Origin of the sequence: Donghicola sp. (assembly GCF_025210255.1) — a bacterium.
GTDB classification, from domain to species: Bacteria; Pseudomonadota; Alphaproteobacteria; order Rhodobacterales; family Rhodobacteraceae; genus Donghicola; species Donghicola eburneus.
The window spans coordinates 1-16016 of record NZ_JAOARZ010000028.1 but is presented as its reverse complement, the minus strand read 5'-3'; the positions used below and the strand labels follow the sequence as shown (position 1 = coordinate 16016).

Annotated in this window: 15 protein-coding genes; 5 read left to right on the top strand and 10 right to left on the bottom strand. The window is 59.1% G+C overall.

The window, feature by feature from the left end; genetic code table 11:
* Positions 1 to 68 precede the first annotated feature (68 nt).
* Both N4A58_RS13715 and N4A58_RS13710 read left to right on the top strand, forming a co-directional pair.
* Entirely contained in the window at positions 69 to 911 is an 843-nt protein-coding gene (locus N4A58_RS13715) for an MBL fold metallo-hydrolase (protein ID WP_293710481.1), read from the top strand.
* 8 nt (positions 912 to 919) lie between these two features.
* Entirely contained in the window at positions 920 to 2326 is a 1407-nt protein-coding gene (locus N4A58_RS13710; RefSeq protein ID WP_293710479.1) for an FAD-binding oxidoreductase, read from the top strand.
* On the opposite strand, the gene N4A58_RS13705 is transcribed toward N4A58_RS13710, so the two are convergent.
* The 4 genes from N4A58_RS13705 to N4A58_RS13690 form a co-directional block, all read right to left on the bottom strand.
* On the bottom strand, positions 2323 to 2667 hold the full coding sequence (locus tag N4A58_RS13705; RefSeq protein WP_293710477.1) for a nuclear transport factor 2 family protein: 345 nt from the start codon (positions 2665 to 2667) through the stop codon (positions 2323 to 2325). The two genes, N4A58_RS13710 and N4A58_RS13705, sit on opposite strands and share 4 nt — an antisense overlap.
* Positions 2668 to 2669: 2 nt before the next feature.
* The gene (locus N4A58_RS13700) at positions 2670 to 3200 is read right to left on the bottom strand and encodes an adenine phosphoribosyltransferase (RefSeq protein WP_293710475.1); all 531 of its coding nucleotides are present in this window, start codon (positions 3198 to 3200) and stop codon (positions 2670 to 2672) included.
* Positions 3197 to 4078, bottom strand: a complete 882-nt coding sequence (locus N4A58_RS13695; RefSeq protein WP_293710473.1) for an S-methyl-5'-thioadenosine phosphorylase — start codon at positions 4076 to 4078, stop codon at positions 3197 to 3199. Before N4A58_RS13695 ends, N4A58_RS13700 begins: the two co-directional genes overlap by 4 nt.
* 71 nt (positions 4079 to 4149) lie before the next feature.
* Positions 4150 to 4755 (bottom strand): flavin reductase family protein, encoded by a 606-nt coding sequence (locus N4A58_RS13690; RefSeq protein WP_293710471.1) that lies wholly within the window; start codon positions 4753 to 4755, stop codon positions 4150 to 4152.
* Between the two features lie 74 nt (positions 4756 to 4829).
* On the opposite strand from N4A58_RS13690, the gene N4A58_RS13685 reads away from it, so the two are divergent.
* Entirely contained in the window at positions 4830 to 5312 is a 483-nt protein-coding gene (locus N4A58_RS13685) for a GNAT family N-acetyltransferase (RefSeq protein ID WP_293710469.1), read from the top strand.
* Positions 5313 to 5375: 63 nt separating this feature from the next.
* Here N4A58_RS13685 and ptsP read toward each other — a convergent pair whose 3' ends face one another.
* The 4 genes from ptsP to N4A58_RS13665 all read right to left on the bottom strand — a co-directional run bounded on the left by ptsP (position 5376) and on the right by N4A58_RS13665 (position 10041).
* Complete coding sequence (ptsP, locus tag N4A58_RS13680; protein ID WP_293710467.1) at positions 5376 to 7634, bottom strand: phosphoenolpyruvate--protein phosphotransferase; 2259 nt, start codon at positions 7632 to 7634, stop codon at positions 5376 to 5378.
* An 8-nt stretch (positions 7635 to 7642) separates the two neighbouring features.
* The gene (locus N4A58_RS13675) at positions 7643 to 8881 is read right to left on the bottom strand and encodes an aspartate kinase (RefSeq protein WP_293710465.1); all 1239 of its coding nucleotides are present in this window, start codon (positions 8879 to 8881) and stop codon (positions 7643 to 7645) included.
* A gap of 63 nt (positions 8882 to 8944) precedes the next feature.
* Positions 8945 to 9589 carry an SDR family oxidoreductase gene (locus tag N4A58_RS13670; RefSeq protein ID WP_293710463.1) on the bottom strand — a complete coding sequence of 215 codons (645 nt, stop codon included), beginning with the start codon at positions 9587 to 9589 and terminating at the stop codon, positions 8945 to 8947.
* Entirely contained in the window at positions 9589 to 10041 is a 453-nt protein-coding gene (locus tag N4A58_RS13665; RefSeq protein WP_293710461.1) for a DUF1178 family protein, read from the bottom strand. The genes N4A58_RS13670 and N4A58_RS13665 overlap by 1 nt, the downstream gene beginning before the upstream one ends.
* A gap of 227 nt (positions 10042 to 10268) precedes the next feature.
* On the opposite strand from N4A58_RS13665, the gene N4A58_RS13660 reads away from it, so the two are divergent.
* Both N4A58_RS13660 and N4A58_RS13655 read left to right on the top strand, forming a co-directional pair.
* Positions 10269 to 10796 (top strand): glutathione peroxidase, encoded by a 528-nt coding sequence (locus N4A58_RS13660; RefSeq protein WP_293710459.1) that lies wholly within the window; start codon positions 10269 to 10271, stop codon positions 10794 to 10796.
* On the top strand, positions 10797 to 11951 hold the full coding sequence (locus tag N4A58_RS13655) for an acetoin utilization protein AcuC (RefSeq protein ID WP_293710503.1): 1155 nt from the start codon (positions 10797 to 10799) through the stop codon (positions 11949 to 11951).
* On the opposite strand, the gene N4A58_RS13650 is transcribed toward N4A58_RS13655, so the two are convergent.
* Positions 11948 to 14233 (bottom strand): M10 family metallopeptidase, encoded by a 2286-nt coding sequence (locus N4A58_RS13650; protein ID WP_293710457.1) that lies wholly within the window; start codon positions 14231 to 14233, stop codon positions 11948 to 11950. The genes N4A58_RS13655 and N4A58_RS13650 overlap by 4 nt on opposite strands.
* Before the next feature lie 157 nt (positions 14234 to 14390).
* The gene (locus N4A58_RS13645; RefSeq protein ID WP_293710455.1) at positions 14391 to 15524 is read right to left on the bottom strand and encodes a glycosyltransferase N-terminal domain-containing protein; all 1134 of its coding nucleotides are present in this window, start codon (positions 15522 to 15524) and stop codon (positions 14391 to 14393) included.
* Positions 15525 to 16016 lie beyond the last annotated feature (492 nt).

Below are 16016 nucleotides of genomic sequence, written 5' to 3'. Positions count from 1 at the left end.
GACCGATCCGTGAAGACCGGATCGCGCAGAACCTGTGTTAGCCTTTGGGCGAACACGGGGGATCGCACATGGTATTTCGTCTCATCTCACTTCTTATTCTAGTGACTGCAGGGGCAGCTCAGGCCCAAGAACGCCGGCCCAGTCATTGCATCGCGGTGGCCAACAGCGCGCCGGGTCTTGAATACGTGCAGCTTGCCAGTTTTTCCGATCCAATCGCAGACGAATACACCGTCCGTATCCGCTATTTGGACCACGCGATGTTTTTGATCGGCACTCAGAGCGGCTTGACAGCGGTGACAGACTATTCCGGTTATCTGGGGCAAGGGGATTTTACGCCGGACGTTGCCACTATGAACAACGCCCATGGGACCCACTGGACAAGCTTCCCCGACCCCGACATCACACATGTTTTGCAGGGCTGGCCTGATGCTGAGGGCAATGCAGCGGTGCACTATCTCGACCTTGGGGACATGCTGGTGCGCAACGTGACCACTGACAACCGGCGGGGTTCTGGCTCGGCGGGCGAGAATGGCAACTCGATCTTTATTTTCGAAGTGGGCGGGCTTTGTATCGGCCATATGGGGCACTTGCATCACGAACCCTCGGCGGCGCAATACGCCGCAATGGGCCGATTGGATGTCACAATGGTGGCTGTGGATGGCGGTATGACGCTAGATCAGCCGTCGGTGGTGCGAGTTATGCAGCGGCTGAAATCCTCGATCATCATTCCGATGCACTGGTTCGGCCGCCTGACGTTGGAACAGTTCATCGCGCGTATGGAACAGGATTTCGCAATCCAGCGCACGGGCGAGTCGCAGATCGACGTCTCCCTGCGGAATTTACCCTCGCGCCCGACAGTTGTGGTGCTTGAACCTCGTCCGATTTCGGCCCAAGACTTGGGCGCTGAATAGGAGAGCCCATGACCCCCGTGACTTCGATCGAAGGCGCCCTGCGGGATGCCTTGCCTGCCGCTGCATTCCGCGAACTCGAACCTCGGTATTTGGAAGAACCCCGCGGCCGCTACAAAGGGCAGGGCGGCCTACTTATCGCACCCGCCAACACCGAAGAGGTATCGCTCGCGGTGAAATTTGCCCACGCAGCGGGTGTTCCGGTCGTTCCCTATGGAGGAGGCACCGGCCTCGTCGGTGGGCAGATCGCGCAGGACGGAATTGAGCCGCTGATCATTTCGCTCGAACGGATGAATGCGGTGCGCGCGATCTACCCCGAGGAAAACGTTCTGGTGGCCGAAGCGGGCTGCATTCTGCAAGATCTGCACACGGCTGTCGAAAAAGAGGACCGGCTGTTTCCGTTGTCGATTGCAGCCAAGGGCTCGGCGCGGATCGGGGGCAATCTGGCAACGAACGCAGGCGGTCTGAATGTGCTGCGCTACGGAAATGCGCGCGACCTGTGTCTGGGACTAGAGGTCGTGATGCCGAACGGAGACATCTGGAACGGCCTGACCCGCCTGCGCAAAGACAACACGGGTTATGATCTACGCAACCTGATGATCGGGTCCGAGGGCTCGCTCGGGATCATAACCGCCGCCGCTTTGAAGCTGTTCCCGATTCCCGCCAGCGAAGGGACCGCGCTGTTCGTTGTACCCTCGCCCGAGGCGGCGACGGAACTGCTGGCCATGGCCCGTGGCCATATGGCCGAGGGGATCAGCGCCTTCGAAATTATGCATCGCCAAGGCTGGGAGTTCTTGCAGGAAACCATGCCCGAACTGCGTCTGCCCTATGACGAAGCGCCGGAATGGAGCGTTCTGACCGATGTGGGACTTGCCAAAGGTTTGGACCCTGCCGAGGCGCTAGAGACCCTATTTGCCGAAGCCTTCGAAGCGGGGATCGTCACTGATGGGCTGATTGCACAGTCCGAGCAACAGCGCACCGACCTGTGGAACATCCGCGAGAATATCCCCGAGGGGAATCGCCGGATCGGTTCAATCAGCAGCCACGATATTTCTGTCCCGATCAGCCGAATCCCCGAATTTATCCGCGAAGGGAACGCAGCTATGGCGGCGCTTGGGGATGTTCGGGTGAATTGCTTTGGGCACCTTGGAGACGGCAACTTGCACTACAACGTCTTCCCCGCTGCCGGAAAATCCCGCGCGGATTACGAAGACCTGCGCCCTGCGGTGAAAAGCGGTGTCCATGATCTGGTCCATGCCTACAACGGTTCGGTCAGCGCCGAGCATGGCGTCGGCCGCCTGAAGGTCAGCGATCTGGAGAAATACAGCGATCCGGTCAAGCTGGCGGCACTGCGCGCGATCAAACAGGCGCTGGACCCCAAGGGTATCATGAACCCCGGTGTGATTCTGCGCGCTTAACCCGCGTGACAGGCGGCGGCTTGGGTGACCAGGCCGTCCGCGCCGAAATAGAGCGTTTCTGCAGCCAGAACGCCCCGATGGTTTTCGTAGGTGATGACCATCATCTCGTGCCCCGCAAACACATCGCGGACGGTGAAATGCAGGTCGGGTTGCTTGTCCAGCGCGGCCTGCCAGTAGGCGCGCAGGGCGTCATGCCCGCGCACCTCTCCGCTGCCGACCAGAGCCACCGCCTTTTTCGACCGGAAGACGATATCAGGACTGTAGTGGGCCATGATCCGGTCCAGATCGTGGCTGTTCCAACCCGCTTCCCAATCGGCGGCGAACTCTGCGGCAGATGTCATCTTTAGTCCCCTTCGAAGGAGCAGAGCGCGTGGACGTCGATGTCCATCGCCTCCAGCCGTTTCCGGCCCCCTAGATCAGGCAGGTCCACGACAAACGCGCAGCCTGCGATCTGTCCGCCAAGGCGCTCCACCAGTTTGATCCCAGCCTCGGCAGTCCCGCCCGTGGCCAGCAGGTCATCAACAATCAGCACGTTCTGACCGGGGGCGATCGCGTCGTCATGCACCTCGACCACAGCCTCGCCGTATTCGAGCGTGTAGGCTTCGGAGATCACGGTGCCGGGCAATTTGCCCTTTTTGCGGACGGGCACGAAACCGGTCCCCAGCTGGTGCGCGACCGCACCGCCAAGGATAAATCCGCGCGCCTCGAGGCCCACAACTACATCAATCCGCTCGCCCGCATAGGGGTGCAGCAATTGGTCGATCGCCATGCGAAACCCGCGCGGATTGCTAAACAGGGTGGTCACGTCGCGGAACATAATGCCCGGTTTGGGGAAATCGACGATGGTGCGGATGTAGTCTTGGACCTGTGTCATGGGGTGCCTTTCAGGACGCGGCCAGCGACCGCGTCGAGTTTCTTCAAAAGTTCGGCGTCCCGTTTATCAGGCGCGGTCATGATGGCAAACTCTAACGCGCGGTCACATTCGTGGGGGCAGGGGGCACGTTCGCGGTCGATCAGTTCAGGCAGGGCGCGGATGGTGTCACGCGCCTTTTCCCCGTTGCCTTGCAGGGTCTTGATGATGTCGGTGACGCTGACCTCGCCGTGGTCGGGGTGCCAGCTGTCATAGTCGGTGACCATCGCGACCGAGGCGTAGCAGATCTCGGCCTCACGGGCCAAAGCGGCCTCGGGCATGTTGGTCATGCCGATCACGTCGCAGCCCCAGACCTCTCGGTAAAGCTTTGATTCGCCCAAAGTGCTGAACTGCGGCCCTTCCATCGCCAGATAGGTCCCGCCGCGGTGAACGCGGGCGCCCGCAGTTGCGGCGGCTTCGGCAAGGATATCCGACAGCCGAGGGCAGGTCGGATGCGCAAGGCTGACATGGGCGACGCAGCCCGTGCCGAAAAAGGATTTGTCGCGGCCACCGGTACGGTCAATGTACTGATCCACGATAACGAAATCGCCGGGGGCCATTTCTTCGCGGAAACTGCCTGTGGCGGACAGGCTGATGATATCCGTTACCCCGATGCGTTTCAGCGCGTCGATATTCGCGCGGTAGGGCACGGTTGATGGGCTATGGACGTGGCCGCGCCCGTGACGAGGCAGGAACGCCATCTTCAAACCATCCAGCACACCGGTCATGATCTGGTCGGACGGCGCTCCCCATGGGGTTTCGACGCTGACCCACTTGGCGTCCTCTAGCCCGTCGATGTCATAGAGGCCGCTGCCTCCGATAATCCCGATCATGGTGTCCATGCCGCCCTCCGTCTGATGCAGTCCATGTATGGATACGCGGGCAGGGCGGACTTGGGAATACGGCAGGCGACTCAGTCGTCGGGGCGGGTCAGGCTAAAGACCTCTTTGATCACCCCGTAGTCACGATAGCCTAGACGGGTCAAAGGCCGGTAGCGCGTCACATCAAAGCGACCGTCTACGATGCAGTCGTCCCGCATGTGGATGCCTGTCACCTCGCCAAATACCGCGAAGTTCGACTCACCCTCGAGCTGGATGATCTGCGTCACCTTGCATTCCAGAGAGGCTGGGGCATTGGCGACACGCGACGCGGCGATGGTGTCGCAAGCAGCTTTGTCGATTCCGGCCAGTTCGAATTCGTCAATGTCGCGTTCCACTGTCGCTGACGAGGCATTCATTACATCGCGCGCCGCGTATTCCACGATATTCACGCAAAACACGCCTGTCTCGCGGATATTCGAGACGCTGTCCTTGGTGTCTCCGCGGTCTGCTTTGGCAGATGTTGAAGCAAACATCACTTGCGGGGGCACGTAAGCAACCGCGTTAAAAAACGAATAGGGCGCCAAGTTGTCGCGCCCGTCCGCATCACGGGTTGAGATCCAGCCAATGGGCCGCGGGGTGACGATGGCGTTGAACGGATTGTGTGGCAGACCGTGGCCTTCGCTGGGGCGATAGAACATGTTTTGCTCCTATGTGATTGATACACAAGTAGTGTCATGATACCCGCCATGCCACTCGAAAGATCGGAGGTCAGGTGTTCGAGATTGCGCAAGAACAGCCAGAGGACGTGTGGGAGGTCGAAGCCCTGTATGATCTGTGCTTTGCCCCCGGTCGCGAGGCTCTGTCGTCCTACCGTCTGCGGGACGGGGTGGACCGTGTGCCCGAACTCAGCCTGACCGCGCGTGATCCCGATAAAATTCTGGCCGGTGCGATCCGGTTCTGGCCTGTTCTGGTCGGTGACAGTCCAGCCTTGCTCTTGGGGCCGATCGCCGTGCACCCCACGCGTCAGGGCGAAGGGCTAGGGGGCATCCTAATGCAAGCCTCGCTCAGTCGAACTGCTGAATTGGGGTGGCCGCGCGTGATGCTGGTGGGCGATTATCCGTACTACAGTCGTTTCGGGTTCGAAAAACTGACAGGCGTAGAAATGCCGCCACCCACGAACCCTGATCGTGTCCTCGGGATCGGCGATTGGAAGGGCATCTACGGCGATGTGCACAAGTGGGAAGACGCTGCCTGACCAGACCAAAGCGAAAGGGCGCTCCGTCGGGGCGCCCTATAACGTTCGGGACTCGCGGAAAACTTAGCTCGCGGGCGGAATCGCTGCCTTGGCCAGATATTCCATGACTGCGGGTCGCACGCTTTGAACACCGGATTCGCGGGCCTCGGAAATCACGTGATACAGCTCTTCGAGGTTGGTGCGGCGCAGCAGATGCTTGACCGGCCCTATGGACGCGGGGCGCATGGACAGGCTCTGCAACCCGATGGCGGCAAGGCACAGGGCCTCAATCGGACGGCCCGCATCTTCGCCACAGAAGGACAGCGGCGTGCCTGTGGTCCGGCAGCGGTTCACGATCCCTTCGAGGAAGGACAAGAAGCTGACGTTCAGCGTGTCATAGCGGCGCCGCACGCGTTCATTTTCACGGTCGGCGGCAAAGAAGAACTGCTTCAGATCGTTCCCGCCAATCGAAACGAAATCTACCTGCTCAAAGAACGCCTGGGGGGCAAAGGCCAGCGAAGGTGTCTCGAGCATGGTGCCAATTTTCAGCTCGGACGGCAGCACGTGGCCCAGACGCTCTTCGCGGGCCATGGCCTTATCGATTTCCTGACGGGCGACGGTGAATTCATCCATCTGCGCGATGAACGGGAACATCACGGACAAAGGGCGGCCGTTCGCAGCGCGGATCAGCGCCTGTAACTGCATCCGCAGCACACCGGGTTTGTCCAAGCCCACGCGAATCGCGCGCCAGCCAAGAGCCGGATTTGGTTCGTCGTTGGGCTTCATGTAGGGCAGGACCTTGTCCGACCCGATGTCGAGAGTCCGGAACACCACCGGCTGACCGTCAGCGGCGTCCAGCACGCGGCCATACAGCGCGGAAAGCTCGGCCCGTTTGGGCATTTTGTTCCGGACAAGGAATTGGAGTTCTGTACGGAACAGGCCGACGCCTTCGGCGCCCGAGGTGGGCAAAGAGGGCAGGTCGGCCATCAGCCCTGCATTCATGGTCAGGGAGATTCGGCGGCCGCACAGTGTTTCCGCAGGCAGGTCACGGATCGAGGCGTAACGCTCTTGGGCCTGTGCTTGCATAGCCATCTGATCGCGAAACGCTTTGACCACGTTTTCGTCGGGACGCAGGTGGACCACACCCTGATCGCCATCGAGCAGCACATGGTTGCCGTTCAGCGCTTCGGTCGTGATGTTTCGTGCGTGCACCACCAACGGAATCGCCAGAGCGCGGGCGACGATTGCGGCATGGCTGCCGACAGAGCCTTCTTCGAGAATCACACCTTTGAGCCGGCGGCCATAGTCCAGCAGCTCGGCTGGGCCGATGTTGCGGGCAACGAGAATCGGATCATCGGGCATTTCTGCGCCGGTGTCGCTGCCCTGACCTGTCAGGATTCGAAGCAGGCGGTTTGATAGATCATCCAAATCGTTCAAACGCTCGCGCAGGTAGGCGTCGGTCGAACGGGCCATGCGAGAGCGTGCGATGGACTGCTCTTTTTCCACGGCAGCTTCGGCGGACAGGCCGCGCGAGATGTCCTCTTCCATGCGGCGGAGCCAGCCTTTGGAATTGGCGAACATCTTGTAGGCTTCGAGAACCTGGACATGGTCGGCATCGCCGCCCTCGGCGACAGACAGCATCTGGTCAACAGAGTAGCGCAATTCATTGACGGCGTCGCGCAGGCGCTCTGTTTCGGCTTGGGGATCTTCGGCAACAGGATTGGTGACAACCACGCGGGGTTCGTGCAGCCAAATATGGCCTTCGGCGGTGCCTTCTTGGCCCACAGTGCCGCGGAATAGGACGGGCTGTTGATGCAGGGCTTTGAGCGCTGCTCCATCGCCGACAAACGCACCGAGCTCCGCCATTTCGGCCAGAACCATCGCAACGACTTCCAGAGCGTACACTTCATCTGACGAGAATTGGCGCGCCTCTTTTGACTGCACGACCAGAACGCCCAACGTTTCGCCAAGGCGCTGGATCGGCACACCAAGGAAGGAAGAATACGCCTCTTCGCCGGTTTCCGGCATGTAGCGGAAGCCGTGCTCGGACGGCGCGTCGGCCGTGTTGACGATCTGGGTGGTTTTGGCGACACGGCCCACCAGACCCTCGCCCAAACGCAGACGGGTCTGGTGCACCGACTCGGCCTTCAGACCCTCGGTTGCGCAGAGTTCGAGCGTGTCATCATCGCGAAACAGATAGATCGAGCACACCTCGGTCAGCATAGAGCTGGCGATCAGGTGCGTGATCTTGTCCAACCGCTCCTGACCCGCGCCGCCTTCGGCGAGCGTGTCACGCAGTCGGACAAGTAGTTTTCTGCTTTCGCTTTCGGTTCCGTCGGGCATGGTGCCCCTTAGGCTGATTTCTCCAGTTCAAAGGCATCATGCAGTGCCTGAACCGCGAGTTCCATGTATTTCCGGTCGATCAAAACGGAAATCTTGATTTCCGAAGTGGCAATAACCTTGATGTTGATGCCTTCGTTCGACAGCACCTTGAACATCTTGGCTGCAACGCCGGGCTGGCTGCGCATGCCGATGCCAACGACCGAGATTTTTGCGACATTGGTGTCTGCGATGATCTCTTCGAAGCCGATGGTTCCGGCCGCTTTGGCGTCGTTCAGCGCCTTTTCTGCACGGGCCACCTGATCGGTGGGGCAGCTAAAGGTCATGTCGGTGGTGCCTTCGTCCGAGATGTTCTGGACGATCATATCCACGTTGATGCCGGCGTCGGCCAAGGGGCCGAAAATGGAGGCCGCGATACCCGGACGGTCCTCGACTGATACGAGGGTCATTTTCGCTTCGTCGCGGCTGTAAGCGACACCGGAGACAACTTTATCTTCCATGATTTCCTCCTCATCGCAGACCAGCGTACCGGCCTCGTCTGACGGTTCTTCAAAGCTGGAAAGGACGCGCAATTTTACATTATAGCGCATGGCCAATTCGACCGAACGGGTTTGCAGCACCTTGGCGCCAAGGCTGGCTAGTTCGAGCATTTCCTCGAACGCGATCTTGTCCAGCTTGCGGGCTTTGTCGCTGATGCGGGGGTCGGTAGTATAGACCCCGTCCACGTCAGTATAAATGTCGCAACGCTCGGCGTCGAACGCAGCTGCAAAGGCCACAGCAGTGGTGTCCGAGCCGCCACGGCCCAGAGTGGTGATGCGGCCTTCGGGGCTGATCCCTTGGAAACCAGCGACCACGGCCACACGCATGCCTTCGCCGAATTTGTCCATCAGGTTGTCGGTGGGGATCTCTTCGATCCGGGCCTGACCATGCGCCGACGTTGTCTTTAGCGGAACCTGCCAACCCTGCCAGCTGCGTGCGGGCACATCCATTTCCTGCAAAGTCAGGGCCATCAGGCCAGCGGTGACATTCTCGCCCGAGCTGACAACGGCGTCGTATTCACGCGCGTCATAAAGCGGCGAGGTCTCGTTAACCCAGCCGACCAGCTCGTTTGTTTTGCCCGACATGGCGCTAACGATGACAATGACATCATAGCCCTTGGCCACTTCCAGACCCACGCGTTTTGCAGCGCGGCGGATGCGGTCAAGGTTTGCGACGGACGTCCCGCCGAATTTCATCACGAGGATAGGCATGAGAACCCCCCTGTCACCTAAAGTCCGCCCGCGTTTACGCGCAGACCGTCGGCTTCGCAAGGGTCAGAAGGGGTGTTCGCGACCGTCCCAAGTCAGAAACTTGCCGGTAGTGTCCATGCTTAGGGCCTCAAATTGCGCGGCAAGGCCTTTGGCCGACTCGGAAACATCAATGTCGGCTGCTGTGCCACCCATGTCGGTCTGTACCCAGCCCGGGTGATAGATGCCGACGGCGATTCCTTCGGAGCGCAAATCGGTCGCCAGATTGCGCCCAAGGTTCAGCGACGCCGCTTTGGACGCGCGGTAGATATAGCTGCCACCAGGTGCGTTGGTGTGTGACGCCATTTGTGACGAAATGATCGCGATCTTTGGCGAAGCGGCGCATCTTAGATTCGGAAGCAGCGCCTGAACCGTTAGAAACACACCCGTGACGTTCACGGCAAAGGTTTCGGCCCACATGTCTGCGGGGTAACCGGCGTCCAGTGTCTCGGCCGTGTCCAGATAAACACCGGCATTGCAGACCAACAGATCGATCGGGGTCCCTGACAGACGGTTCGCCAAAGCGGTGTGACTCGCAGGGTCGGTCACCTCAAGATGTTCAAAGCCAGCTCTACACCGGGCTGTTCCGATTACCGATGCGCCTTTGGATTGGTAGAGCGTGTAAAGTTCATGGCCAATGCCGCGGTTTGCGCCAGTAATCAGGATTGTCATCAACTGGTCTTTCGTGTCGGGGTAAAGGGTAGGGGGGCCACAGGCACGTCGTCTTCGATCAGCTTCTTGACGTCTTCGGGTTTGGCTTCGCCATAGATCGCACGTTCGGGGGCGTCGCCCAAATGCTGCGCACGGGCTTCGGCCGCAAAGTTGCCGCCCACATAGGTCGCATTCTTTTCGATATGCTTGCGCATCTCGGCCAGCATCTTTTCGGTTTTGCTGTTGTCAGTCAGCTTGGGCGCAGGTGCTTCGACCGGCTCGGTCGGAACTGCAGCGGCAGCCTTGTCCGAGGTGGAAACACGCGGGGCCATGATGGCTTTCTCGACCTTGGTGCTGCCGCAAATGGCGCAGGACACCATGCCGGCGGCGGCCAACTTGTCGTAGGCGCTGCTAGACTGGAACCAACTGTCAAAACTGTGCCCTTCGGCGCATTTCAGATCATAGCGGATCATGGGCTCTCCTTAACCGCAGTTCGCTAAAAATATGGGACTGCCGGATAAATGCAATATACGCAGATGCATGAGGAGACTGGTCGGAGGCGATCTCGCTTCTATGTTACTTTGGGAAAAGCCGATGAGCGCGACACTATTCCTGTCGATATTTCAGGGCAGGTGAAACTAATTTGGCTGTCTCGCGTATTGGTGGTAGAGCCGCAGAGCTCGTTCTCGGAGGACATCGCATGTTTGTCAGACAATGCATCATTTCAGCATTTATTCTGTCGGCTTCTTCGGCATGGGCCGGCATGAGCCAATTCGATTTCACCTCGATCGAGGGTTTGCAGATGGACACCGCCTCTTGGGAGGGGCGTCCAGTTCTGGTGGTGAACACCGCCTCACGCTGCGGTTTTACCCCGCAGTACGATGACCTGCAGGCACTGCACGAAAAGTATAGTGATCAGGGGCTCGTGGTTTTGGCGGTGCCTTCCAATGACTTTCGCCAAGAGCTTTCCTCGGCCGAAGCGGTCAAGGATTTTTGTGCAGTGAATTTTGACCTGACCTTGCCCATGACCGATATTTCCAAGGTCAAAGGCACCGAGGCGCACCCTTTTTATCGCTGGGTCAAAGAGACCGCAGGATTTGAGCCGGGCTGGAACTTCAACAAGGTTCTGATCTCTGGCGAGGGAGAGGTGGTCGCGACCTACGGCTCGATGGTCAAGCCGACCTCGCCCAAACTCGTGTCGCAGATCGAACAGGAACTGGCGGACTAAATCCGCGTACGGCCCAAAGTGATCAAGGACCCTAAACACGCCCCACTGTTCATCGGGTCGGACATTTATCGCACATCGTCATATGGCGCGTGGCATCCTTTGCGGGTGCCACGCGTTTCCACTGTGATGGACCTGTCGCGGGCAATGGGGTGGTTGGGGCCCGAGCAATACGTCCAGAGTCCGCGCGCCAAGGCTGCAGCTCTCAGCCTTTGGCATGATCCCGACTATCTGGGGGCGCTTGCTTTGGCCGAGCAGACACAGATCGCCAGCCCAGAGGTCAAAGAACGCTACGGACTGGGGACCACTGCCAATCCTGTTTTCCCTGAAATGTGGCGCAGGCCCGCGACCTCGGCTGGGGCATCGCTCTTGGCCGGAGAGCTATTGGCGCAGGGCGGGATCGTGTATTCGCCCGCGGGTGGCACCCATCACGGGATGCCCGCCCGCGCCAACGGGTTTTGCTACTTGAACGATCCGGTATTGGCGATCTTGTCATTGCGCCGCTCGGGTGTTCGGCGCGTGGCGTATATCGACATTGATGCCCATCATCCCGACGGGGTCGAGGTGGCGTTCGGCGCTGACCCTGATGTTCTGATGATATCTACGCACGAAGAGAATCGTTGGCCGCGCACTGGCGCCCTGGAAGATGTGGGGGCAGGAACGCTGTTTAACTTGCCGCTGCCCTCTGGCCTGAACGACACAGAAATGGCCGAGATTCGCGATCGGCTCATTCTGCCGTCCGTCGCTGCATTTGCCCCAGAAGCAATTGTCCTACAATGCGGTGCGGACGCCGTGACCGAAGACCCGCTCTCTCGTCTGACCCTGTCCAACAACAGCCACTGGCAAATCGTCGCTGCCTTGATGGAAATGGCGCCGCGGTATCTGGTCCTCGGGGGCGGGGGCTATAACCCTTGGTCTGTGGGGCGGCTCTGGACCGGCGTTTGGGCCACGCTGAACGGGTACTTGATTCCAGAGGTGCTGCCGCCAGTCGCGCAATCTGTTCTGCGCGGTCTCGAATTCCAGAATCACCGTTTGGGACGCAATCCGCCCGACCATTGGTTCAGCACCCTGCGCGATTCCCCGCGAAACGGGGAGCTCCGGCCAGAGGTGCGCGACAGGCTGGCGCGGCTTTGCACGCGCATTCAGCCTGAATTCTAGTCGAAGAAAAAGAAGGCTTCGTCCAGATCGGCCTGCGCGATACCCAGCAGAAGCATGTCATTGCCCGCGTCGTCAAAGAGGCTGACACCGGATGCGGTGTCAGTGCTGTGGTTGTTGATCAGATCAGTGTAGTCGGAAATGCCCGCAGCTGCGCTCAGATCGACCCAATCCCCCGTCGCCGAGGTGTCAAAGTCCAGAACGCGATCTGACCCTAGCCCAAAGACAAAGATATCCGCGCCTTTGCCACCGATCATTGTGTCATTTCCCGCGCCGCCGTACAGATCGTCGTCGCTGCCCTGTCCCTTGAGAAGATCATTGCCGCCGCCGCCGTAGAGTGTGTCGGCGCCACCGCCGCCAATTAGGCGATCGCGCGCGCCGCCGCCACTTAGCTCGTCGGCTTGGGAACCGCCAAGGAGCTTGTCCTTGCCCGCGCCCCCGTCAAGGGTGTCATTCCCCACGCCGCCAAACAGGCGGTCTTTGCCGCCGAGCCCCTCGAGCGTGTCAGCCCCGGCGTTGCCCCGTAGCAGATTGCGGCCGTTGTTGCCTGTGATCTCATCATCACCGCTGCCGCCCCATGCGTTTTCGACATAGTTTATGACGCTGCCATCCACTTTGACGGTCGCAGCGATGGCGATGTTGTCGTCAATCTCTCCGATCGAGGAATAGCGGCCGTTGCGCAGATCGATCAAGCTGTCCGTATCAAGATCAGAGGCGTCGATCAGATCGGTCCCGCCCGCATCCCAGATCGTCAGAATCACATCGCGGTAGATCCCATCCTCGCCCAAGACCTGCATGCCGCGCCCGTTGTCGGCGTTAGTGGCGTACTGGTAGATGCCGTTGCCATTTTGTCCGCCGCCGTCGCCGAAGTAGACGTTGTTTTCTGTCCGCGTGGCCGTGTTCACCCCATAGAGATCCTGAATCGCCTGAATATCCCAAACCATCGGGGTCAGAGACCACGCCTGTTTGTTAAACGGATCGTATTCCTCTTCGGGATGGGCGTTGTAGGACATCACGGTGTATTGGGTCGTGATATCCAGATCATTGGGATCATTGTTCGGATGTTCGAGCCCCAGCGCATGTCCTAATTCGTGCAGATAAGTGTTCCAGCTGGTATGCCCGTAGACGGGGGAGCCGCCAACATACTGATCTTCGTTGCTGTGGTTGATCCACAGATCTCCGATTTCGTCCTGCCAATTTGAGGCGCCGTCATAGGGCAGGCCGCTGACAAAGCCGTAGAGGTTCGGATCATCGAATGCGGTGCCTGCGATCAGGATGTCCCCAACCGATGATGCCGCAACAGGCTCTTGAGCAAAGATCGAGCCCCGTGCGGTTCCGGAGCTGATCAGTGTCCCGTCCACGTAAAGATCGCCGCCGCGGAACTGATAGGTCCAGAGGCCAGTTTCGCCCGCGTTTCCGGTTATTTCGTCCAGCGCCTTCAGCGCGCTGACATTTGCAGAGTAGTCTGTTTCGAAAAAGCTGCTGAGAGACGCAAAGCCCGCAACGGCCGCCGATTTTCGGCCGGTATTTTCTTCGAATGCCCAAGCGATTTCGGAATAGTCAAAGACCACGTCGAAGTCGCCATTGCCTTGATCCACGAGTGTCAGGCTAAAGGTGTTTTCTGGCGCGCTTTCTTCGAGACTGCCTGAATAGCTCGTCACGTGACGCCACTCAAAGGTGACAGTGCCCGCCTCGGCATCGATCTCTTTGGTGATGCCCTCGGGGCCGGTGACGATGTCGGTCCAAAACGCTGCGATCATCGCAGGTGTCGCTTTGTTCAGAGTTGTCGGAGTGGCGACGTCGTAGCCTGTGCCAAAGGTCAGGCTGCCATTCGAATTCACGTAGATCTGCTCTGCGTTCAGCGTTTCGCCAAACATGTTCAGTCCGTCTTCGAACACAGCGGACAGGTCGATCTCTTCGGACTCGTCATCTGCGAAAGCCAAGACCGAGGCATAGGTCCGCGCGGTGCTGTCTGTCACGCTCTCGCGTGCGACAGCGCTACTGGTGCCCTCGACGGATACGAGATTTACGTTCGCGATCTCATTCCACGCATCTATAGCGCGGAGGGTCATCGCCTTCTCGTCGTCGGTCAGTTCAACGCCTTGGGTCGTCGGAACTTTCTCGCCAGAAATATTCCAGACCTCAACACCGTTTCTGATCCGAGTCGGATAATAGTCGGGCAGGCTACTGCCAGACGCAAAGCTATAGGTGATGGTGCTGTTCCCGTCGTGCCAGCCGTCTGCTCCGCCGACCAATAGGGATTTGTAGTTATACTTGTAGGCCATTCAACTATCACTCCGAAAGGAATGCGTCCGAGAGAAAGGTGCGGGTCGTCTAGGGCGATGACACAAAAACAATCAGAATGCCGGACAAGTTTTAGCCGCATTTTAAGGGAAAAGCGAATTCTTTCGGGGGCGTGCGGGCGGGTTTCCGCCCTAGTGGTTAATCGACATTAGCTGGTGGGAGCCGTTCCAGAATGCGATCAACCAAGGGGTCAAGATCGGTGGAAGCTTGAATGACCTTAGTTGCGCGTTGGGCATAGGATGAGCGGTCTGACAACGCGCGCGTTACCGCAGTCGCCAGATCGCTGGCGTTCTGCACTGGCAGATCCGCTTGCGCGGTGTCCAGATCACGGTAGATCCGGCGGAAGTTGCTGGTGTCAGGCCCATGTAGAATTGCAGTGCCATAGGCGGCAGGTTCGAACGGGGTGTGTCCGCCCTTTGCTGCGAATGACCCAGCGACAAAGGTTGCACCCGCCGCACGATACCACATCGGCATCTCGCCCATCGTGTCGACCAAATAGACCTGCGTGTCCGGAGTTGCCGTTTCCTGCTGACTACGTTGCGCGACGCTCAAGCCAGCGCCTTCGATCAGAGCCCTGATGTCTGCGGCGCGCCTAGGGTGGCGCGGGGCCAATAAGAGCAAACTATGCTCCCCTGCGGCGATGCGTTCTTTATGGGCCTGTATGATGAGAGCCTCTTCTCCCTCATGCGTGGATGCAGCCAGCCAAATTTGATCGCGCGGAAACGGTAATGGGGGCGGGACCATGTCGACAGGGGTGTATAGCGACTTCAACTCAATAATGGGTGCAAATTGGTCCTCGCGGACACCCAGAGCCTTGAACCGGTTGCGCGACCCGCGATCTTGGGGTGCCAAAAGCGCGATGCTTTGAAACATCTCTCTTCTCAAGGCAGGCAAGCGCTTCCAGACGCGGGCGGATTTCTTGGATATCTTGGCTGCCACCAGAAAGACCGGCATCCCGGCCCGTGCTGCAAGCGTAATACGGTTTGGCCAGAGCTCGTTCTCAAGGCTGATCAGCGCGATCACTTGGCGGGCTTTCAGGAATCGGCTTGTCCAGTTGCGCAAATCCAGTGGGGCACAAAAAGCTCTGACATGGGGTATGCCCCAGCTATTCACCATATCCCGTCCCGTCACGGTGTTGGTCGTCACAGTGATCTCGAGCTCCGGTCGTGCGTCGCGCAGGCGCTCTATTAATGGTCGTGCGGAATGAAGCTCTCCATTGCTGGCACCATGCATCCAGAGGGTCGGTGTTTCAGACAGGGTAGGGCGCCCCATGCGCTCTCTTAGTGCGTCGCGGCTTTCACTCCCCTGTAGGGAGCGCAACGCAAACAGCCCCACAGTAGCGGGCGCGAATAGAGATATGGCGATGCGATAGAGCTGCACGCGCCGCTCCTTTCTGAAGTTTGGTCTTTGGTCATGAAGGTCACAAGTGACCTCTTATGTCGAGAGAGGGCGCATACCTGATTTTTTGGTGAGAAATGCCTGTTTTGACCAAAATCTGTGGATAAGTCACTTTTCTGATTTTTTCACTTGCGACTCTCCACAGCTATCCGTAGAAGGCCCCTCACCGGCGGCGCTGAGGCGCGGTTGGGACGGACGGGACGGTCGGAAGGCTGGATGGTTCGGGTAGAAATTCTGGAGATGTTAGCTGGCTGTGGCGCTAAGGGATTAGTGCTTTGGTTGGTTTTTTGTCTCCGCGCTCTTTGACATCGCGAGTATCTGAAGAGATATGTGGGCGGTTTGGTTCATTCGATGTATCAAACGCTG

Coding starts and splice junctions, on each gene's coding strand:
- N4A58_RS13690 (WP_293710471.1), bottom strand. CDS start 4,755: ATGTTCTATCGCCCCAGCGAAGGCCACGGTCTGCCACACAATCCGTTC.
- N4A58_RS13660 (WP_293710459.1), top strand. CDS start 10,269: ATGTTTGTCAGACAATGCATCATTTCAGCATTTATTCTGTCGGCTTCT.
- N4A58_RS13650 (WP_293710457.1), bottom strand. CDS start 14,233: ATGGCCTACAAGTATAACTACAAATCCCTATTGGTCGGCGGAGCAGAC.
- N4A58_RS13715 (WP_293710481.1), top strand. CDS start 69: ATGGTATTTCGTCTCATCTCACTTCTTATTCTAGTGACTGCAGGGGCA.
- N4A58_RS13705 (WP_293710477.1), bottom strand. CDS start 2,667: ATGACATCTGCCGCAGAGTTCGCCGCCGATTGGGAAGCGGGTTGGAAC.
- N4A58_RS13665 (WP_293710461.1), bottom strand. CDS start 10,041: ATGATCCGCTATGATCTGAAATGCGCCGAAGGGCACAGTTTTGACAGT.
- N4A58_RS13675 (WP_293710465.1), bottom strand. CDS start 8,881: ATGCCTATCCTCGTGATGAAATTCGGCGGGACGTCCGTCGCAAACCTT.
- N4A58_RS13695 (WP_293710473.1), bottom strand. CDS start 4,078: ATGGACACCATGATCGGGATTATCGGAGGCAGCGGCCTCTATGACATC.
- N4A58_RS13670 (WP_293710463.1), bottom strand. CDS start 9,589: ATGACAATCCTGATTACTGGCGCAAACCGCGGCATTGGCCATGAACTT.
- N4A58_RS13700 (WP_293710475.1), bottom strand. CDS start 3,200: ATGACACAGGTCCAAGACTACATCCGCACCATCGTCGATTTCCCCAAA.
- N4A58_RS13645 (WP_293710455.1), bottom strand. CDS start 15,524: ATGGGGCGCCCTACCCTGTCTGAAACACCGACCCTCTGGATGCATGGT.
- ptsP (WP_293710467.1), bottom strand. CDS start 7,634: ATGCCCGACGGAACCGAAAGCGAAAGCAGAAAACTACTTGTCCGACTG.
- N4A58_RS13710 (WP_293710479.1), top strand. CDS start 920: ATGACCCCCGTGACTTCGATCGAAGGCGCCCTGCGGGATGCCTTGCCT.